This is a genomic window from Candidatus Zixiibacteriota bacterium (genome assembly GCA_014728145.1).
Lineage (GTDB): Bacteria > Zixibacteria > MSB-5A5 > JAABVY01 > JAABVY01 > WJMC01.
In genome coordinates this window covers 21,512-42,916 of the sequence record WJMC01000105.1, presented here as the reverse complement: position 1 = coordinate 42,916, position 21,405 = coordinate 21,512, and the positions used below count along the sequence as shown (strand labels likewise).

Here is a 21,405-nt window from a genome sequence, read left to right as displayed (position 1 = left end):
GCCCTCGACACAGATTCTTCATGTCGGTGATACGTTGACGTTGACTATGACTGTCTCGGTCACAGGTAATCCCGAGAACTACGATGCCGAACCATTGTCGAAGCTCGAGCTTCCCGGTTTCTCGACTATCGCGACCTCACCCCGCCATCGCAAGGGCACCCGCGACAGCCTCGCTTTCGAAGAGCGAATCACCACCTTTAAGCTGGTTGCCGAAGAAGAGGGCAGTTATACCATCCCTTCATTTGTGATACCCTATACCGACCTCAGCAGTCAGGATGAGGGTGAGCTGGAATCTTCAGAGGTGGAGTTGACTGTTTTGCAGTCCATGGATTCCATCAGCGCGCAACATGGTATCTACATCGTCCTTGTATTTATTCTGGTGGTTTTACTGTCCGTGGGGGGATTTTTTATCTGGCTCAGGCATGTCAGGTCGCGCAGGTTTGCCGAGGATGAAAAGCACAATATAGATGAAAAATTTGCCGGCTGGATGAATGAACTGAGCAGGCATCTGGCCTCGGGCGCAAAAGACACATTTACCGAACAGGCCTATAATTTCATAAACGAGTTTATCGAGGACAATTATCATCTCGGCCTGAAGGGCCGCAAGTTCGAAAAGAGGATCGAGTTAATTGAACAAAAGCAGGTCGATCAAGCGCTGGTCGAGCTTTTAAGACAGGCTTATCAACACCTGGAGGAGATGAAGTTCGGCGGGATAGTCCGTTCCTCTGAGGAACTGCAGGCATTATTGCATAGGATTCGCGAGATAAAACAGGATTTCAATTCGCGCGTAAAACCAAGCCATACAGGAGAGTGAATATGAACCAGGATATAGAAGCGATTCAGGCAGAGGTCGAACAGAAATCGAAATTTCTAAGCGAACTCACCGCGCAGATTCGCAGGGTAATAGTCGGGCAGGACTATCTGGTTGACCGGCTCTTGATCGGGCTACTGGCCGACGGTCATATCCTTATCGAGGGGGTACCCGGTCTGGCCAAGACGCTTTCGATCCGTACCCTCGCGGATTCGATCGCGGCCTCTTTTCAACGGATTCAATTTACCCCCGATCTGCTCCCGGCCGACCTGATCGGAACAATGGTGTTTTCCCCTCAGGAGGGAAAGTTTTATGCCAAGAAGGGGCCGATTTTTGCTCACCTGATCCTGGCGGACGAGATCAACCGTGCTCCGGCCAAAGTGCAGTCGGCTCTGCTGGAGGCGATGCAGGAACGGCAGGTGACGATCGGTGAGGCGACTTACCCGCTCGATAGACCTTTTATGGTGCTGGCCACCCAAAACCCGATTGAACAGGAGGGCACTTATCCTTTGCCCGAGGCCCAGGTCGACCGTTTCATGCTCAAAATTAAGATCACATATCCCCAGCGCGAGGAAGAACTGGAGATAATGAACCGGATGACTGTAGGGCAGGAGCTGAAGGCTGACAAGGTCATTCAACCGACCGATATCCTTGAGGCTCGCAAGGTTATAAATGAGATCTATGTCGATGAAAAGGTCAAGGATTATATCGTCAATATCGTCATGGCCACCCGTCAACCGGAAGCCTTTGATCTTCCCCTATCGCAGTATATCGCCTACGGCGCATCGCCACGGGCCTCGATCTGTCTCAACCTCGCTTCCAAGGCGCATGCCTTTTTACGGGGACGCGGATATATAACGCCCGAAGATGTCAAGCAGATCGGTATGGATGTTCTCCGGCACCGGATAATTTTGACCTATGAAGCCGAAGCCGAAGAGTTGACTTCAGAGGATATCGTCCAGAAGATTTTTAACGAAATCGAGGTTCCGTAGATGGCTGTCGTATCGCGTGACATTCTTAAAAAGGTACGCCTGATCGAAATACGTACCCGCAGGCTGGTAAACGATATGTTTTCAGGGGAGTATCATTCCAGTTTCAAGGGACGCGGTATGGAGTTCGATGAGGTCCGGGAGTACCAGATCGGTGACGATGTGCGCCAGATCGACTGGAATGTGACCGCCCGGTCGGGAGTTCCCTATATCAAGAAATTTACCGAAGAGCGGGAGCTGTCGGTAGTGTTTTTAATCGATGCTTCCGGGTCGCAGAAGTTCGGCAGCGGTAAGAACCTCAAAAGCGAGCTGGCGGCCGAGCTGACAGCGTTGCTGTCACTTGCGGCAATTAAAAACAACGACAAGGTCGGCATGATTATCTTCACCGATCGAATCGAAAAATTCGTACCGCCGGCCAAAGGCCGCAAGCATGTGCTTCGCTTGATTCGAGAAGTGCTGTATTTTAAACCAGAGGGACGCGGAACCGATATTGCCGGAGCGCTGGAATTTTATCTGCGCCTGATCAAGCGCCGTTCGGTCGCGTTTCTGATCAGTGATTTCCAGGCCGATGATTACAGCCGCCAGCTCCTTCTGGCTGGTAAGAAACATGACCTTGTAGCTCTGAAGCTGACCGATCCGCGCGAGATGGAGATTCCCTCCTGCGGGATGATTCTATTCGAGGACGCCGAAAGCGGGCAGACACTCTGGCTGGACAGCACCGATCCGAGATTTCGTGCGGAATTCAAAAAACGTAATTATGAACGTCAGGCACAAATGGAGAAGCTGTTCAAGCAAAACAATGTAGATTTCATTAACCTGGACACATCCCGATCTTATATCGAACCTTTGATAAAATTCTTCAAGATGAGAGAAAAACGAATCCATTGAGGAGCTGACTTTGCACAACATGGCTGATAAAAATGAAAACGGGGGCGTTTTCAGGTATTTCATTTTGTTTCTCGGTCTTAGCCTGGTCAGCGGATTAGCCTTTGTTTTTTTTCGTGTGATCGATGTCGACGAAGGGTTCTATCTCTCGGCCGCCTCGCTGGTGGCGAATGGGGCCTCACCCTACATTGACTTTTTCTTCCCGCAGATGCCGATTTTACCTGTATTGCTTGCGCCTTTTTCAGAGACGGGTCTGGGGGGGCTGTGGGCCGCACGGGGGCTGGCGTTGTTATGCCATTTGCTTTTAGCCATAATTGCTTACTTTTTTCTAAAGCGCCAGTTAGAAAATTTTAAGCTCGCGCTGGCAGGTATGTTCATGGTCGCCATGTCGGGGCCGTTGATGGCTTTCAATGTTCTGGCTGTACAGTATATTTTTTCGAACCTGTTTTTCTTTATAGCTTTTGTTCTGCTGTTCGATTCACTCGGCAAGCCCAGGGTCAATTATCTGATGGTGTTCGCCATATTTTTCTTTCTGGCGGCGGCGGTCAATGTCAGGCTGATCGCGATCGCGTTTGTCCCCCTGTTCTTTTTTATCACGTTTTTCGTTTTTCGCACCCGTCCCGGTTACAGCCTGCTCAATTTTCTGGCTTCCGTCTTAACCGGGCTGGCAGCACCTTCATTGTATTCGATCAAGTTGTTGGTTCAATCACCCGATAAATTTGTATTCAATAATTTTGCGTTTCATCTCTTGCGCGGCGGAAGCGTGGGGATTGGTCAGATATTGCTTAACAAACTCGAAGTGCTGACGATGGTGCTGATCCAGCCTCATTACCTGTTCGTGATAGCGCTGGCAGTATGGTCTCAGTTTCTGTTGTATTCTTTTCGGCGCAGGCGTGATTATAACAGCCTGCAGAAGATCTTTTTCCAGCTCAGCTTCGCGCTGGGCGTGGGTTATTTCCTGATCTATATGATCTTTCATCCGATCAATACCCGTTTTTTCCAGCAACCGTTGATATATTTCATAATGGCCTCATTGCCGGCAGTAATATACCTCTTCGAACGAGGGCGCAAGACAGCCACGATCCTGGTGGCGGTCTATCTTCTGACATTTCTGCCCTATCCGGCGGAATTTATATTTGATATAAGAAATGAGCACAAGACTTACCATTTTGACCACGTGCGCCAGGTCAGCGATTTAATCCGGGAATATTCCCAACCGGCGGATACGCTTCTGGCGGAATGGGTCGGATACAATGTTTTTTCCCGGAGGCCACAGGTCAACTCGGAGGATTTTACAGGCTTTCAGTATGATTTCGGTAACGCCCTGATACCTCACGGGAAGTATCGCCTGATGACCGAAGATCACGTTAATGCAATACTCAGGGAACGCACGGCTCGTTTAGTGGTAGTTAATAATAGGGTGATTCCCGAATGGGAAGAGGAGCTTAACGATAACTACAATTTAAAGGATAGCCTTGGGCAGACCTATATCTTTGAGCGTCTGTCGGAATAACTAATCTGGTATGATCAGGTATTTAGCGAAAACTGTTGTCTTATTGCTATTTCTCACATCAGCATTGACCGGTGCTGATATAGCGGTTGAGACTACTCTCGATCAGAACAAGGGTTATATCGGTGATCCGCTTGAGTTTGAACTGAAAATTACGGCCGACTCGGTGATAGCTGTCGACACTCTTGAACAACCGAAAGATCTGGGGCAGTTCGACCTCAAAAACTGGCGTTTGGTTGAAGATAAGCTCGAAGGTACGAAAAGAAAAATCCTCTACCGTGCTGTTTTAACGGCTTATGAAACCGGCAAGCTGATATTTCCTGAACTGCCGGTGATCTATCATCCCAAAAGCGGTATCACCGATACGATCTTCACCGATTCTTTGAACGTATATATTCTCAGCCTGGTCATGGATGACTCCACTGCGGACATCCGTTCGCTCAAGGATGTTAAAAGCCTGCGGGCTTCGAGGCAGTGGCTGTATCTACTGATCTCGGCTGTCGTGGTTATTGCGGTTGCGCTCTGGTTTATCCTGCGTCGGAAATTACAACCAGAATCCGAAACGGTAGCACCGGAACTTCTGATGTCTCCCTGGGAAGCGGCCCGTGAGAAACTGAAAAAATTGAAATCCAGCAACCTTGAAGCAAAGCTGTTCTACTTCGAGATAAGCGAAATAATTCGCGAATATATTGAACGTCGCTGGGGGCTATCCGCCCCGGATATGACCACCTATGAAATCAAACTCAGGCTTCCCGGTCTTGATCTGTCCGAGGAGATATCCGGTCTCCTGATCGAACTACTGGACTATGCCGACCTGGTTAAATTTGCCAAACTGGAGCCTACCTCCGAAAAGCGAACGGATGATTTCAACAAGGCAGTCGATTTTGTGGACAGGACCACTCCGGTTGAGGACAAACAGGAGGTGGCATCATGAATTTTGAGTTCGGGTCTCCTGTTTACCTGTATCTGTTATTGTTGTTGCCGGTTTTGATCTGGTACCGCTATCTGCGGCGCAAAAAGAAATATGCGCCGATCCGATATTCTGACACCGGCCTGATCAAGTCGGTCAGCCATCGGGGCGGAATCTGGTACAGGTACGTTTCTCCGGCACTCAAGGTGCTGGTTCTGACCGCTGTAATCCTGGCGCTCGCGCGACCCCGTCTGGCGCGGACATTCGAGGAGGTCAAAACCCAGGGCATCGACATCATCCTGACACTGGATATCTCCGGCTCGATGAAAGCGGAGGATTTTAAACCGCAGAACCGCTTGTATGTCGCCAAGGATGTTATCAGGGAGTTTGTGGAGGAACGCACCGAGGATCGCATCGGGCTGGTGGTCTTCGCCGCGCAGTCATTTACCCAGTGCCCGTTGACACTCGACCACAGCGTGTTGATAAGGTTTCTTGAGCATGTCGATTTCGGTATGGTCGATGACGGTACCGCGATCGGCACCGCTATCGCCAACAGTTGCAACCGTCTCAAGGATTCACCCTCGAAAAGCAAAGTGATTGTACTGCTGACCGATGGTGTCTCCAACTATGGCAAGATCGACCCTGTTACGGCGGCCGAAATTGCCGCATCGCTCGAAATCAAGATCTATACGATCGGGATCGGCAAGCCGGGCAAGGCACCGTTTCCGGTCGACGATCCCTTCCGGGGACGGATTTATAAATATTTGCCCAATACTCTCGATGAGGAAACTCTGCGCAAGGTGGCCGACCTGACCGGGGGAATCTATTTTCGGGCTGAATCGAGCGAACGTTTGACTGAGGTTTATCGCGAGATCTCCGACCTGGAGACGACCGAGATCAAAACCAAAGGATATATACAGTACCGCGAGTTGTTCACATTATTTGTTCTGAGCGGGCTGGGACTGGCATTGTTTGAAACGGTGGCCTCCCGCACGCGTTTCCGGAAAATACCATGATCTGTAAACAGTTGCCGGTTTTTGGAGTATAACTGACTGTAAGAGTGATCGAATATGAAATTTTTTCAACCTGAATACTGGTTTCTCCTGGCGCTGATACCGCTGTTGGGGCTGTTTTTTATCTGGTCCTGGCGACAGAGGATTCGCGACCGCGAGATATTTCTGCGGGGTATGAACCTCGAGCGTCTGTCCGATGATCTCTCGACCGGCCGGGTGACACTCAAAGCCGCTTTTATCCTGGCAGCGCTGGTGTTCGCCACGATCGCCCTGGCCCGTCCGCAGTGGGGTACGCACCAGGAATTGATCAAACGCCAGGGCATGGATGTGATGGTGGCATTGGACGTATCACGTTCGATGGATGTCGAGGATGAATCTCTGGGTAACCTCTCACGGCTCGATAAAGCCAAGCTGGAGGTTGGTCGCCTCAAAAAACGTCTGCCCGGAGACAGGCTTGGGCTGGTGTTGTTCGATCGCGACGCCTTTATTCATTGCCCGCTCACTCTCGACCACTCCGCTTTCGATATGTATCTGGATGTGGTCCAGCCGGATTTGATGCCGGCCGAGGGACAGGGGACGCGTATTTCCAGGGCGATTGCTACCGCCTTGTCAGCTTTCGATCCCGAGTCGGAACAGTCACGTCTGATCGTCTTGTTTTCCGACGGCGAAACTTTCGATGAAGAGCTGTCCGAAGAAATCGAAAAAGCCAATGATCTCGAAGTGAAGATTTATGCTGTAGGTGTCGGAAGCACCCGGGGAGGACTGATTCCGATTCGCAACAAGTCCGGTCGGATTGTCGACTATGTCAAGGACGAGAGCGGGACTGACGCTCTCTCGCGCTTGAACCCGACCACACTTGAAATGCTGGCTTCCAGGACAGGGGGTAAATTCTACCTGGCATCATCGGGCGGAAAAGTCCTCAGAAACCTGGTAGAAGATATCACCGGCCTGCAAAAAGCCGAACTTGAGGGGAAGCTGATTACGAGTTACGAAGACCGTTTTCAGATTCCACTTCTAATATGTTTCTTGTTTTTTGTGTTTGAATTCATACTTTCCGACCTCAGGGCAAAACCTTTCTGGAGGGCTTTCGCATGATAAGGAGTTTGGCAAAAATACTGATGATTTTGACGATCGCATCAGTTTCGCTCTCCGCGCAGTCGTATAAAGATCTCAATGAAGAAGGTGTGCGCGCATATTCTCAGAATCAATATGATTCCTCATTGCAACTGTTCGAGAAAGCCCTCGAAGCCCGACCCGATGAAAAGGTAATCAATTTCAATCTTGGTAATTCATTTCATCAGCAGGGCAAGTACGACCAGGCGCTGGCTTATTATGAAAACGCCGCGACCGGCTCGGACAGCTTGTTGGCGGCGGAATCATTTTATAATATCGGCAACACACATTACCGTTCCGGCCAGCTTGAAAAAGCGATCGAAGCATATAAAAAATCGCTCGAATACAACCCCGAAGACGAGGATGCCAAGTTCAATCTCGAACTGGCGTTAAAAAAGCTGGAAGAACATCAAAAACAACAACAGCAGCAAAACCAGGATCAGGACGAAAACAAAGACAAAGAAGACCAGCAGGATCAAAAAGATAAGCAGGATCAGAATAATCAGGATAAAGAAAACCAGAACCAGGACGAGCAAAAAGACGACAAGCAGGATAAACAGGATCAGAGCAATAAAAATCAGAGAGATCAACAACAGGATCAAAAGCAACAGGACGAACAAGAAAAGGATCAGCAGAAAGACAAAAACCAGTCTGAATCTGACGATAAACAAAAACAGGATCAGGAGCAAAATCAAAGTCAAGAAAATCAGGAATCTGAGGGAGACCAGCAGGAACAGCAGGACCAGCCCCAGCCTCAGGGAGGAGAAAACCAGAAGCAGATGCCGGCCCAGCTCGATCAGCAGCGAGCTCGTGCTCTTTTGGAAGGTCTCAGCCAGGAGGAAAAGGAAGTCCTGAAAGGCAGGATCAAGGATATGATCGATGCTTCCGGTTATAAAGGTAAGAGCTGGTAAGTACTGCTATGATACTAAATAGATTTAAAATAGCATTGTTTCTTGCGCTGATGGCATTTGCCAGTACCGCGGCGGCTGTGGATGTGGTCTCGACTTTGAGCTCAAACCGTGTGGCGGTCGGTGATCGTGTTATCCTTTCGGTAAAGATTCTGGACAGCCAGGCCTCAGCCGAACCACGACTGCCAAGTATTCCCGCTTTCAAAGTGTATTCGTCGGGACACACATTCGAGCAGACTATCATTAATGGCAAAACGACCAGCTCGATAAAATACGATTATACTATGGTCGCCCAGAAAGCTGGCAATTTCATGGTTGGACCGATCACGGTCAAAATCAAAGGACGGGAGTATTCAACCCAACCGCTTAAAATCACGGTCACTCAGAACCGCCAGGGACAGGTCAAAAGACCGGGGACCAGGACGCAACCATCTGACAATAAAGATCGCGATGACTTTTTAGTTGAGTGTGAAATCGACCGCGACACTGTATATGAAGGCCAGCAGGTAGTTTATTCCTTCAGGGCATACCAGAGACGTGGTTCAGCATTTTTTTCCGATCCGGTATACCTGGCGCCGTCTTTCTCGGGGTTCTGGCATGAGGAATTTGGCTGGAATCGTGCGACCCGGCTGATAAAGGGCAATGTCTATACCATAAATGCACATGATTATTACCTGTTTCCGGTTACTCCGGGCGAAACTGAGATCGAACCTGCTCGTGTGGTGATTACTCCTGACCCGTTTTCGAGCATGTTCAAAACCGATCCGTTCAGTATGCGCGGTTTGCGTTCGAGAAGCCTGGGTCGTTCCGAACCTGAAACTCTTTTCACCACCCCCCAGAAGATCTATGTCAAACCGCTTCCGAGAGCGAATCGTCCGCCGGATTTCAAAGGCGCGGTGGGGTCATTTTCCATGCGGGTAGACCTTTCAGGAACCGATGTCTCTGTCGATGAGACCATACTGATGAAGATCCGTATCTCGGGTAAGGGCAATATCAAAACCGTCTCCGCGCCCCGCCTGCCAGAGATTGACGGCCTGGATATCCGTGCTTCGGGTGACACCACGATCATTAACCGGGCTGGAGGTTCAGTGATCGGCACAAAAGAGTTTGAGTTTTCGATTATACCCGAACAGGAGGGAATCTACGATCTGTCTCGATTGCACTGGAGTTACTTCGATCCGATTGAAGGAACCTATAAGACGCTCAAGTCGGATCCCTATACGCTAAAAATTGCTCCCGGCAAAGGTTCCTCGGGGGATAATTTCGCCGGCATGATGAACCTCCCGTCCGATATAAAAGTGCGCGATATCCTGGGAGCTAAAAAACTGAATGGAAAACTGCATGAGCCCATACAGCCTTTAATTTACAACGCAAGCTTCTGGATTATGCCCGCGCTGCCGGTTTTTGCCCTGGCAGGGATACTAATCTGGCGTCGCAGGCAGGAGAGGCTGTCAGGTGATGTGCGCTATCGTCGCCTGAAACGCGCCCACAGCCTGGCCCGCAAAAGACTGTCCGCCTCGCGCAAACTTCTCGAGCAGGGGAATATGGATGCATACTATGCTGAAATCTCGAGGGCGCTGTACGAGTATATTGGCGATAAATTCAACCTGTCGGCGGCCGGATTGACCGAACCCGAGGTTCAAAAGACTCTGCGCCGGCACAATTACGATGACAACCTCTTCGAGCAGTTTCGAGAGCTTATACGTTCCGCGGATTTCGGCCGTTTCGCTCCTGCCGAAAGCAGTGCCGATACGGCCCGGGATCTTCTGGAAAACGGCGAAAGATGGATCGTATCGGCTGAGCAGGAGGGTAAAAAGCAGAAATGAAAGAGCTGATCGCGTATATCCTGATCCTGATTATCGCTTTATCGACTGCACTGTCAGCGACGCCGACAGAGGATTTCGAGCAGGCAGTCGAGATCTACAACCGTGGAGAATACGATTCGGCCCTGACAGTTTTCCAGGCGATCCGGGATTCTGGCCTCGTGTCAGCCGAACTCTATTACAACCTCGGCAACTGTTACTTCAAAACCGATCAGCGTGGTCTGGCAGTTGCCATGTATATGCAGGCCGAGAGACTTAATCCGCGTGATGAGGACATAAAAGCCAATCTCCGGTTTGTCAGGAGCCTTTTGCGCGATAAGCCGACCGATAGCCTCCAGAATCCGATCTGGAATTTCGTCAAAGGATCCGCACTGTATTTCAGGTCATCTGAACTGACATGGTTTGCGTTCGCATGTTTTCTTCTCCTGATCCTGATTTTGATTGTCTGGATATATTACCGTGAGAAGAAGATGCTGTTTATTGGCATTGTAATCGTTCTCTCGTTCTTTATAGTTACCAGCGCAACTATCGTGGGAATCAATATTAAGCTGAATTACGAAACCCCGCGTGGAGTAATAACTTCACCGGAAGTTCAGGTCCTGGCAGGACCAGGGGCGATCGGAGAAGTCCGCTTCAGCGCTCATGAGGGACTCACGTTCAAAATCCTCGATCAGGAATCCGGATATTACGAGGGACTGTTTGCCAACAACCTCAAGGGCTGGGTTCCGATCGCGGATGTCTACGAATTTTAATCTGCTCATTCTCCAGATAAGTCTGACACCTGGATCCGAGTTAATGTTTGACACCCGTTGCCTGCGGCTGTATTTTCAGGTTTATGTCTTTTAAGAATTTCCGCCATAAATGGATCTTTGGAGTGTTGCTGGCGGCAGTGCTTCTGGTGCTCTGCTTTTACGACCTCGATTTCGGGCTTCTCTGGAAGACGATCAAGCAGGTTCGCTTTACCTATATATTTATAGCCTTGTTTCTTGGTATGGTGAAAGTCTTTGTGCTGTCTTTGAGATGGAAGATAATCATCGATCAGCGCAAAGTTATCTCGATCCGTCGCATTTATTCGTTATTCGCAGTCAGCCAGTTAATGAATATCTCGCTTCCGGCTTTGACCGGACAGGCGGCTCGCGTCGTCTTTTTGAACAAGACCGAGAATCTGCCGAAAACGTTCGGCGCTACAACAGTCCTCGTAGAAGCAACTTTTGACGGCCTGTGCCTGATCCTGATGCTGTTGATATCGTCGTTTTTCATCGTCTTTCCGAGCTGGATGACGCGTAATTCGCTGATTCTGGGTATCATCATGGCAGGCCTGATCTCGGTCTATATATTGATTCTCGCGAATCAACGCGGTCTGCGCTATTATGGTAAGAAAAAACTGCGCCGGAGGTTTCCGCGTTTCTATCGCAGGATCGAGGGTGTCTCACGCTCGTTTACACAGGGATTGAGCGCTTTGACCTCGTTTAAGCATACGCTTCTGGTATTTGCCTACTCGGTTCTGATGTGGGCCTGCAATATTATTATCGTGATGCTTTTGATCGCAGCGTTTCGGGAGGCGTTTGGCTTGCAGGTGCCATACTGGATGGCCATGATCTTCGTGGCTGTCACCACCTTCTTTACAGTTGTTCCGATCACTCCCGGCAACCTTGGTACATTTCAGTGGATAGTGATCGGTATCATAAAGCAGACATATGGCGTTATACCCAAAGAAGTGGCGGTTGGATTCTCGATAATCTTCCATTTTATGAACCTCCTGCCGATCTGGATTACCGGATTGTTTTTCCTGTTCAAGGATCATTTCGGGATAGGTGTCAAAGAGATCAGCAAAGAATCGCTTGAAGAAGATATCAAACGAGAAAAGGAGGAGGCTCAATTGGGTTCTGCTGTGGAGGTCGAGAATGAGTCCGCGCCGGATTTCAAAACTCATCACAAAGATTGAAAACAGCCTCGCACAAGAATATGGAACCCGCGAGTTTACCCCTCATGGCTCGGCAATGGATGTGCTGATCGGCACGATTCTGTCGCAGAACACCTCCGATGCCAACTCTTCACGTGCCCATAAAAATCTTAAAAAGAAATTTTCCTCATACAAGGCTCTCGGTAATGCTGACATGAATGATATCGCCAAGGCGATAAAATCCGGGGGATTGGCGGATCGCAAGTCCAAATCTATCTCCACAGCATTAAAACAAATCAAGTCGGATCAAGGTCGTCATACATTGTCGAATCTGAAAAATATGTCCGATAAAGAAGCGCTGAAGTATCTGCTATCACTTCCCGGGGTGGGAGAGAAAACAGCCGCCTGCGTGCTTCTGTTCGCACTCGGCAGGAATGTAATGCCGGTCGATACGCATATCCACCGGATTACCCTGAGACTCGGGTTAGTTCAGAACACAAACGACAGATCCAAATCTTTTCAGTTTTGGTTTGGTCAAAACATTGATAATTATTATACTTTTCACCTGAACCTGATTCACCACGGACGACGAGTCTGTAAAGCGGGTCGTCCATTATGCGATCGTTGTATTATCCGGAGCTGGTGTGAATTTTATACTGAAAATGTAACAAATGGTTAGATCATTTTACTGGACCCCCGATGGAGGGGGACGCGACAGGACAGGAATTCTTGATTTTCGGGAGATGATGCAGGTCCCGCGTTCGATCCTGTGGATTGACCTGTTCAATCCGACCGACGAGGAGTCCTACATCCTGACCCATGATTTCAAGTTTCACCCCCTTTCTATCGAAGACGTTCTCTCCGAGGAATCCCGTCCAAAAGTCGACGAATACGAGGACTACCTGTTCGTGATTTTCCAGTCGGTCGGTCGTCCGGGTGGTGAGGATGAACTGGCGGTCCACGATATCGGACTGTTCCTTACTCATAACGCGGTGGTAACCGTCCACAGGCATCAGATCGATATCCTCGATTCGCTTTTTCAGAAGTTTCTACGCGATGATCGTATTGTGGCACGCGGGACCAGTTTTTTGTTTCACGCCTTACTGGACTACCTGGTCGATACCTATGACCGGCCACTGGATATTATCGAGGCCGAAACCGATAAAATCGAAGATGATGTATTCGAGGATCCCCAGGCGGAAATCGTCAAGAGGATTTTTAATATTCGTCGAGATACGCTGGATTTTAAGCGAATTATGGCGCCCCTGCGCGAGGTGGTTTACCAGATGACTACCGGCAAGCTGTCTTTGATTCCGAAAAAAGCGGAGGTCTATTTCTCCGATATCCACGATCATCTCTCCCGCATGATGGACGAGGCGGATTCCAATCGCGATATTCTCAATTCAGCGCTGGAAGTTTATTTCTCCTCCGTTTCAGATCGAACCAACCAGATAATCAAGTTTCTGACAATTTTTACAGCAATATTATTGCCTCCGTCGTTTATCGCAGGGCTGTTTGGAATGAATTTCAAGTATATGCCCTGGATCGAATGGAAATACGGTTACACCTTTACCTGGATTGTAATTATACTGATAGTTGTAGGCTTGCTGTTGTTCTTTAAGCGCAAAAAATGGATATAACACCATTATCGTCTTATATGTCTTGTTAAAATAATCAGGGATTTCCAATAAAAGACGAAACAAAATCCAGCCTCAGCCGTTAGATACTGATTACTGTGACTGACTGGTCAGTCATGAAATGAGGATGAACTTATGGCTGAGCAAACTGACAAAAAAGAAGCGGGTCGCCGGAAGATCCTGAAAGCGGCCGAGAAGCTGTTCGCAAAGGGCGGTTTTCATGGCACAGAAGTATCGGAGATAGCCAGATTAGCCGGGGTTGCCAAAGGAACCGTGTATAACCATTTCGATACCAAGGAGGAAATTCTGGTTTCGGTGATTGAGGAGGGATTGGATGAGCTCGATGAGATGATGAAATCCGGTATCGTGCAATCTGAAAACCCGCTTGAACAGATAAAGTCGGGGCTTGAAATATACTGTAAGTTTCTTGAAAATCACAAACCGATTTTTAAAATTGTTTCCTCGAATCAGGTCGAAATCAGGTTGGAGTTTAAGGATCGAATCCACAAGAAAGTTTTTCAACGTATGTATCACCTGGAAGATAAACTGGAGACAGCTATTAAAACGGGAAACATCAAGCCAATTGATTCTTACATCGCCTCGACCTGTATGATCGGGATGGTGGATCATGTCTTTTTCAGGTCATTGGCGGAGGGCAAGGAAATCTCTATCGATCATATAGTTGAACAGATAAACACAATCTATCTGGAGGGCATACTGAATTGAGACGGTCCAAACTAATCAGGCTTTTTCTCATGTGGGTGTGCGGGTTACTGCTTCTGACCGGTATTGCGCACGCGGATGAACTGACTATCGATGAAGCGATCAGGATGGCTCTTAAAAACAACGAGGCTTATCTCTCAGCTCTGCAGGATAAACGCAAGGCCGAGGGACAGATCAAAGAAGCCTGGGCGGGCGCTTTGCCCTCGCTGACCTTCAATGGCGGATACACTCGCAATTTCGAACTGCAGACATTCGTGTTCGGTGGCGATCAAATCCAGATCGGCGGAAAAAACGATTACTCCCTGCGTTTCGACCTGCAACAGACCTTGTTCGGAGGAGGAAGGGTTTTTAACGCCCTGGCAATTGCCAGACTTTATAACAAAGCCGCTGGCCAGGCGGTCCAGGCCGCCCGTCAGGCTTTGATTTTCAATACCCGCAACCTCTTTTACAGCGCGATTCTGGCGCATGATTATGTCCAGGTTTCGCAGGATGCGGTCGAACGGGCCAGGGAAAATCTCGATGTGGTCACGAGTTTATACGACCAGGGCTTGATCTCGGAATTCGACAGGCTCAGGGCCGAGGTTGAGCTGGCTAATCTGAAACCTCAATTAACCAAATCCAAGAATATAGCCAGTATTGCCCTGAGCAACCTGCGCTATTTTATCGGCTATGAGAGCAGGCGCGAAGTCGAACTCAATTTCGATTTTGACCTGGTTGACACGATTACAACGCCGGAGCTCGAAGCCGCCCTTGACACCGCTTTCCGTCAGAGACCTGACTATGTTCAGCAGGATTATTTGATCAAAGCTTACAAAAAAGCGATCGGTATATCACGTTCGGGGCGGATGCCGTCACTGTATTTTTCGGCCGCACTGGAATGGGCCGCGACGGTCGACGAAACTTTTCCGGGGGATGGTGACTGGAATCGCAGTACCTCCGCTTCATTGTCTCTGAACTTTCCGATCTTCGACGGTCTTGAATCATCAGGAAAAGTCAAGCAGTCCAAGGCTGACTATGTTAAATCGAAGTTGGCCAAAAGTCAGATCGAGGATGCTATCCGGCTGGAAGTTGAAGAAGCGATCAGCTCAATTGAGGAGTCCAAGCTTCGTCTCGTGACCAGCCAGAAAACGATCGCTCTGGCCGAAGAGGGGCTCAGGGTAGCCAATCTGCGTTTCAAAAACGGGATCGGCACACAGCTGGAGATCCTCTCGGCTCAGGAAGCCCTGACCACGGCACGAACAAATCACATTGAAGCAATATACGACTATGAAATCGCACTGGCAAAATATGAGAAAGCGGTCGGTTTTGATCGCTGGGGTAAAAGGAGTAGAAAATGAGTCGCATCGTAATACTCACACTGCTTGTTGCAATGATTTTACTGGCCGGGTGCGGTGGACAAAACGCTCCCGAAACTGTTACTGAACCGGAGCGGATTGCTGTTGAAGTCACTACCGCCCAGCATGGTGAACTGACCATTACCAAGACTTATTCCGGCACTGTGGAAGGTATCGAGCATGCTAACCTGTCGGCCAAATTGTCCGAAACCGTTGAATCCATAAATGTCCGACTTGGTGACCAGGTCGAAAACGGCCAGGTGCTCCTTACGCTCGATCCGGGCGGTCCCGGTTCGAGTTATCATCAGGCTGAAGCTGTCTATGAAAACAACCGCAGGTTGCTCAATAAATACAAAAACCTGTACGAAGAAGGAGCTGTGTCTGAAAACGAACTGGATAATATTCGCACCCAGTACAAGGTTTCACGGGCGGATTTCAATGCCGCCCGCGAGATGGTCAAAATCGTTGCTCCTTTTGATGGACGGATAACCGCCCTGGATGTCAACTATGGTGATCAGGTATTGCAGGGAGAGAAGCTGGCCACGGTCAGCCGTACCGACAGCGTCCGGGTGACCATCGGAGTCGATCCGGATGATGTGGATTATGTCCAGGTTGGCGACACGGTGACGATGGGGATGCGTGGCCAGGATAAACACAATCCTGTAATCGGTGTCGTCGAACGGGTTTCGGCATCGGCCGATCCGGAAACGCGCGCGTTTGCAGTAGAAGTTATAGCCGCAAACCGAGATAGCAGGCTCAAGGTGGGGTCGCTGGCGACTGCCGAACTCGAACTTCGCACTATTACGGATGCGCTTCTGGTCCCGCGTGAAGCTGTACGTATCCAGAAAGGGATCCCGCGTCTGTTCTTTCTCGAAGGCGACACCGCCCAGTCGGTCGAAGTCGAGCTGGGCAACGAGGACGAGGAAAACGTGCAGATTCTCTCCGGGGTTGAATCCGGCTGGAGCGTGGTGGTTTTGGGGCAGTCATTTCTCAATGACGGCAGTCTCGTGAACGTGGTCAACAGGAGGTCGGATAACAAGTGATTTTAGCAGATGTATCCATCAAAAGGCCGGTCTTCGCGACCATGATGATCGTAGCCCTCCTGGTTCTGGGCTATACGTCATTCAATCGTCTTTCAATGGAACTTTTTCCGGAGATCGACTTTCCCTTCGTGGTGGTAACGACAGTATATCCCGGAGCCAGCGCGGAATCAGTCGAAATCGAGGTGACGCGGGAGATCGAAGACGCGGTCAACCCGATCTCGGGTGTGGACAGGATCGAATCAGTCTCAATGGAAGGGTATTCACGGGTGATGGTGCAGTTCGAGCTGGAGGTTGACGCCCTCGATGCGGCCAGCGAGGTGCGTGACAAAGTCTCCGCGATCCGGGGCGAACTGCCCCTCGATATTGAGGATCCGATCGTTCAGCGATTTGATCCGTCATCACAACCGGTTCTTTCAGTGGTTGTTTCAGGCGATCGTTCCGCAAAGGATCTGACATATATCGTTAAAGAGCAGGTAAAGAAAAGACTTGAAAATATACAGGGTGTCGGCTCGGTCGACCTGATCGGCGGGTTCGAGCGGGAAATCCAGGTCGAACTCGATCTGGACTTGCTCAGTTCTTATGATCTGACACCGTTCGACGTCTCCGATGCGATAGCCTCATCGAACTTCGAACTTCCCGGAGGCCGTCTCAAAAAAGGCCGTACCGAGATGCTGGTTCGTACTATGGGCAAGGTCGAAACGATAGATGAACTCAAAAAATTGATTATCGCCACCCCCAAAGGGCATTTCGTCAAGCTCACCGATGTCGCCCATGTTTATGACGGTGTCAAGGAGCAGACTTCCCTTGCTCGGCTGGGCCAGAAGGAGGTCAATGATTTCGAAATCAGTCGCGCGATATCGCTGGCCGTGATTACGCAGTCCGGTGCCAATGTTGTCGATGTCGCTGACCGTGTCGGAGAGGAACTTCATAAGCTCAAGTCGGAGCTTCCGCCGGATATTACTTATACCATTGTCGAGGATCAATCCGATTTTACCCGCAATGCTGTCCATGACGTCGTGGTTAACCTGATCTACGGTGGTACTCTGGCAGTGATTGTGGTCTTTCTCTTTTTAGCGAACTGGCGTTCGACATTGATCACCGCAATCGCTATCCCGGTTTCAATTATTTCCACATTCACGTTCATGAACTTTTTGGGATTTACCCTGAACTTCATGACTCTTCTGGGACTTTCCCTGGCGGTGGGGTTGTTAATCGACGATGCAATTGTGGTGATTGAAAATATCTATCGCCACCTGGATATGGGCAAAAAGGGTGACCAGGCGGCCTCGGACGGAACTGCTGAAATCGGGCTGGCGGTGACCGCCACCACTTTTGCTATTATGGTAGTGTTTCTGCCGGTGGCGTTCATGAAGGGGATCGTCGGACGATTCTTCTTCTCCTTTGGCATGACTGTGGCGTTTTCTGTTCTGGTGTCGCTTTTTGTGGCCTTTACACTTACGCCGATGCTGTCATCGCGCTTTCTGACTAAAGAGAAATCCCATAAAGGTACCAAAAATCCATTCCTGATGCTGACCAATGCCTGGAATAATCTCTTCACTCGCTTTGGAAACCTGTACAAACGGATGCTAACCTGGTCGCTTCATCATCGCTTTTTAGTTCTTTTAGTCGCGACAGTATCTTTTGTACTGGCAATTTTTATTGCCACTCAGCTCGGTAGTGAATTCATTCCTCAGACAGACGAAAGCGAGTTCTATCTCAGTTTCCAGACCGCGCCATCAAGCAGTTTAGAAAAGACTGAGTCTCTGGCAAACATAGTAGAGAAAAGACTGAAAACATATCCTGAAATTATCAATATGTACACGGTAATCGGTTCAGGTGAGCGGGGCATCAATGAGGGATATATCTATGTCCAGCTGGTACCCATGGACGAGCGCGAGAGATCGGTCTCAGACGTGATGATGGCTGTTCGAGAAAATATGAAAGATATCGCCGGAATTAAGCTGGCTGTGGCCTCTGAGCAGTCCGAGGGCGGACAGGCTCCGATCGAATATGCTGTCCGTGGTGAACGGGAAGAACTGCTCGAATACTATACCATGATCACCGACTCGATCGTACGTTCGGTACCCGGCGCGGTAGATATTGATAACTCGCTGACAAAGGTCAAGCCGGAGGTGCAGATCCATGTCGACCGTGAAAAGGCGGCCGATCTTGGTGTGAATTTGCAAAACCTGGCTTCAGCTGTCAGGATGTTTGTCGAGGGCGAGGAAGTCTCACGACTGCGCGATGAAGATGAAGAATACAATATCCTGCTCAGGCTGAGACCTGATCAACGCGATGAGGTCGACGATTTAGAGCGCTTCATGATCCCTTCATATAAAGATGTTGCGGGCGAGGATAATCCGGCCTTTCCGCTTTCACGGGTGGCCAGTTTCGACCAGGGCGGTGCCCCGCCTGAGATCAATCGCTATGATCGCCAGCGAATCTACACAGTGACCGGGAATACGGCTGGAAGGTTTACCGGTACAGTACGGTCTGAAATTCAGGCCAAACTCGATTCAGTCAAGGTGGCGCCCGGCTATTCGATCGGTGCAATCGGTGAAGCAGAGTGGCAAAAAGAATCTTTTGAATATTTGACAGAAGCGCTGATTCTGGCAATCGTGTTCATTTATCTCGTGCTGGCGTCGCAGTTGAACAGTTTCTTCGATCCGGTCACGATCATGACCACCCTGCCGTTATCCATGATCGGCGCGTTTCTGGGACTTCTGATCTTCAATTCGGCGATTTCTATCATGTCGCTGATCGGTGTCATCATGTTAATGGGGCTGGTTACAAAAAACGCGATTCTTTTGATCGATTTCGTCAAACAGAGACGTGACAAGGGCTCTGATCGTACCGAGGCGATCCTGGAAGCCGGCCCGATCAGGTTGCGTCCGATCATGATGACCGCGTTGTCTCTTATCTTCGGAATGCTTCCCCTGGCTCTGGCGATCGGCCCGGGTGCCGAGTTGCGCGCTCCGATCGCCCAGGCGGTGATAGGCGGTATGCTTTCTTCAACTTTTCTGACACTTATCGTCGTTCCTGTTGTTTATACTGTTATTGAAGACATATTAAACTGGATAAAGAGGATTTTCAAAAAGATAATTGGTTATGAGTCTGACGACCGAGATGCACAAGATCAAGCGGGGAGAGATGGACAACCGCATGAAGCTTAGCTATAAGGACCTCAAGTCCACCAGCAAGCTGTTCTGGGATTTTCTCAATGATTTTGAGAAAGTGGCGCCATATTACTGCGCAAATTTCCGACGAATCGATCGTTTCGAGAAAAACGCCTCCAATATGGCCAAACGCGACTATAAACGCGAAGAGCTGGTTGCAATTTTAACCGAGCAGAACAAGTCTTACGGGTTTGCCGGGAAGACTTTTGATAATATTGAAAAACTGAGGGACACGAAATCCTGCGTAGTCTTCACAGGCCAGCAGGTTGGCCTGCTGACCGGTCCGATGTACACGGTCTATAAAACGCTGACAGCGCTGAAACTGGCGCAGGAGATGGAAGATAAACTGGATGTTCCGGTCGTGCCGATTTTCTGGATGGCCACCGACGATCATGATTTCGAGGAAGTTCGTCATGTGCATATCCTCGACAAACTTTACAACCTGCACAAAATCGACTATGAGCCAAATGAGCCTCCCGGTGACAGGCCGATGGCGTTTTTTAATCTGGATGACAATATAGACCTGTTCAACCAGGAAGTGTTAAACAGCCTGCCTCCCTCGGATTATCATTCCGATATCCGCGAGATGATTTCCGATTCGTATCAACCCGGCCAGCCGATTGGTGAAGCCTTCGGACGGCTCCTGGCAAAGCTGTTTACCGATTCCGGTTTAGTGCTGGTCAATCCGGCCGATGACCGTATCAAGAGGATGGCCAAGCCGGTCTTCGAAAAAGAGATCGCCGAGTTCGAATCCTCCAACCAGATAATCAATCTGGCCAATACAGAATTGAAGCAACTGGGTTATCATCTCCAGGTGCATCATCTGGAGAACTACACCAACCTGTTCTATTGTAATGGTGAAAGGTCTCGAATTGGTTACGACGGCGACTCGTACTTTATTGACGGCGAGGATCAGAAGTTCAGCCGTGAGGAGTTGCTCGATAAACTGGATCAGTTTCCTAATCATTTCTCACCCAATGTGCTTCTGAGGCCGGTCATGCAGGACCACCTTTTCCCGACTCTGGCCTATATCGGTGGTCCGGCAGAAGTCGCGTATTTCGCGCAGATCAAGGATCTGCACAATCATTTCAAGGTGCAGTGCCCAATAGTCTATCCGCGGATATCCGCCACTGTTATGGACAAATTCGCCTGCCGGGTGATGGAGAAGCACGAACTTACAATGACCGACTTCATCGATGAAAAACACCTGCAGGCCAAAATCAAGGATATAGTCGAGGAAAAGATACCTGCTGAACTCGATCAAAAAATTGAGCAGGATTGCGACGAAATCAACCAGAGAATTCTCAGCCTGGAAAAATACCTGGCCGACTTCGACGAGGGGGTACAGCGCACTGTCCGGAAAACCAAGGGCAAAGTCGAATATGAGATCAAGCAACTGCGTGAAAAAATTATCAAGGCCTATAAGAAACGTAACAAAGGGATTGTCGATGGTATCGAGCGTGCATCGGAGTTTTTATATCCGGAGCAGTCCCTCCAGGAACGGCATTTTAATATCTTCAATTTCATTGTCAGGTACGGTCCTGAATTCATGGATAAAATCGATCAGCACCTGAAACTCGACTGCTACGATCACCAGGTGATCTACCTGGAGGACATGGGATACTGA

At 49.4% G+C, this 21,405-nt stretch carries 18 protein-coding genes; all 18 read left to right on the top strand.

Annotated features, from left to right (window positions below; translation table 11 throughout):
- Positions 1 to 814, top strand: an 814-nt coding sequence (locus GF404_06785) for a hypothetical protein (protein MBD3381885.1), incomplete at its 5' end; no start/stop codon positions are given.
- Between the two features lie 2 nt (positions 815 to 816).
- Complete coding sequence (locus GF404_06780; GenBank protein ID MBD3381884.1) at positions 817 to 1,803, top strand: AAA domain-containing protein; 987 nt, start codon at positions 817 to 819, stop codon at positions 1,801 to 1,803.
- The gene (locus GF404_06775) at positions 1,804 to 2,688 is read left to right on the top strand and encodes a DUF58 domain-containing protein (protein ID MBD3381883.1); all 885 of its coding nucleotides are present in this window, start codon (positions 1,804 to 1,806) and stop codon (positions 2,686 to 2,688) included. It begins immediately after the preceding gene.
- Positions 2,689 to 2,707: 19 nt separating this feature from the next.
- Positions 2,708 to 4,198, top strand: a complete 1,491-nt coding sequence (locus tag GF404_06770; GenBank protein MBD3381882.1) for a hypothetical protein — start codon at positions 2,708 to 2,710, stop codon at positions 4,196 to 4,198.
- A gap of 43 nt (positions 4,199 to 4,241) precedes the next feature.
- Entirely contained in the window at positions 4,242 to 5,129 is an 888-nt protein-coding gene (locus GF404_06765; protein MBD3381881.1) for a hypothetical protein, read from the top strand.
- On the top strand, positions 5,126 to 6,121 hold the full coding sequence (locus GF404_06760) for a VWA domain-containing protein (protein ID MBD3381880.1): 996 nt from the start codon (positions 5,126 to 5,128) through the stop codon (positions 6,119 to 6,121). Before GF404_06765 ends, GF404_06760 begins: the two co-directional genes overlap by 4 nt.
- Positions 6,122 to 6,175: 54 nt before the next feature.
- Positions 6,176 to 7,213: a VWA domain-containing protein gene (locus GF404_06755; protein MBD3381879.1), complete on the top strand. Its 1,038-nt coding sequence runs from the start codon at positions 6,176 to 6,178 to the stop codon at positions 7,211 to 7,213.
- On the top strand, positions 7,210 to 8,142 hold the full coding sequence (locus tag GF404_06750) for a tetratricopeptide repeat protein (protein ID MBD3381878.1): 933 nt from the start codon (positions 7,210 to 7,212) through the stop codon (positions 8,140 to 8,142). The genes GF404_06755 and GF404_06750 overlap by 4 nt, the downstream gene beginning before the upstream one ends.
- Positions 8,143 to 8,150: 8 nt before the next feature.
- Positions 8,151 to 9,965 (top strand): hypothetical protein, encoded by a 1,815-nt coding sequence (locus GF404_06745; protein ID MBD3381877.1) that lies wholly within the window; start codon positions 8,151 to 8,153, stop codon positions 9,963 to 9,965.
- Positions 9,962 to 10,714 carry a hypothetical protein gene (locus GF404_06740; GenBank protein ID MBD3381876.1) on the top strand — a complete coding sequence of 251 codons (753 nt, stop codon included), beginning with the start codon at positions 9,962 to 9,964 and terminating at the stop codon, positions 10,712 to 10,714. The genes GF404_06745 and GF404_06740 overlap by 4 nt, the downstream gene beginning before the upstream one ends.
- 83 nt (positions 10,715 to 10,797) lie before the next feature.
- On the top strand, positions 10,798 to 11,907 hold the full coding sequence (locus GF404_06735; protein ID MBD3381875.1) for a flippase-like domain-containing protein: 1,110 nt from the start codon (positions 10,798 to 10,800) through the stop codon (positions 11,905 to 11,907).
- Positions 11,867 to 12,544, top strand: coding sequence for an endonuclease III (locus tag GF404_06730; GenBank protein MBD3381874.1), 678 nt, complete (start codon positions 11,867 to 11,869; stop codon positions 12,542 to 12,544). The genes GF404_06735 and GF404_06730 overlap by 41 nt, the downstream gene beginning before the upstream one ends.
- Entirely contained in the window at positions 12,537 to 13,505 is a 969-nt protein-coding gene (corA, locus tag GF404_06725; GenBank protein ID MBD3381873.1) for a magnesium/cobalt transporter CorA, read from the top strand. The genes GF404_06730 and corA overlap by 8 nt, the downstream gene beginning before the upstream one ends.
- A 132-nt stretch (positions 13,506 to 13,637) precedes the next feature.
- Positions 13,638 to 14,228: a TetR family transcriptional regulator gene (locus tag GF404_06720; protein MBD3381872.1), complete on the top strand. Its 591-nt coding sequence runs from the start codon at positions 13,638 to 13,640 to the stop codon at positions 14,226 to 14,228.
- Positions 14,225 to 15,562 (top strand): hypothetical protein, encoded by a 1,338-nt coding sequence (locus GF404_06715; GenBank protein ID MBD3381871.1) that lies wholly within the window; start codon positions 14,225 to 14,227, stop codon positions 15,560 to 15,562. The genes GF404_06720 and GF404_06715 overlap by 4 nt, the downstream gene beginning before the upstream one ends.
- Positions 15,559 to 16,602 (top strand): efflux RND transporter periplasmic adaptor subunit, encoded by a 1,044-nt coding sequence (locus tag GF404_06710; GenBank protein ID MBD3381870.1) that lies wholly within the window; start codon positions 15,559 to 15,561, stop codon positions 16,600 to 16,602. Before GF404_06715 ends, GF404_06710 begins: the two co-directional genes overlap by 4 nt.
- Positions 16,599 to 19,775, top strand: a complete 3,177-nt coding sequence (locus GF404_06705; protein ID MBD3381869.1) for an MMPL family transporter — start codon at positions 16,599 to 16,601, stop codon at positions 19,773 to 19,775. The genes GF404_06710 and GF404_06705 overlap by 4 nt, the downstream gene beginning before the upstream one ends.
- Positions 19,711 to 21,405: a bacillithiol biosynthesis cysteine-adding enzyme BshC gene (gene bshC, locus GF404_06700; GenBank protein MBD3381868.1), complete on the top strand. Its 1,695-nt coding sequence runs from the start codon at positions 19,711 to 19,713 to the stop codon at positions 21,403 to 21,405. The genes GF404_06705 and bshC overlap by 65 nt, the downstream gene beginning before the upstream one ends.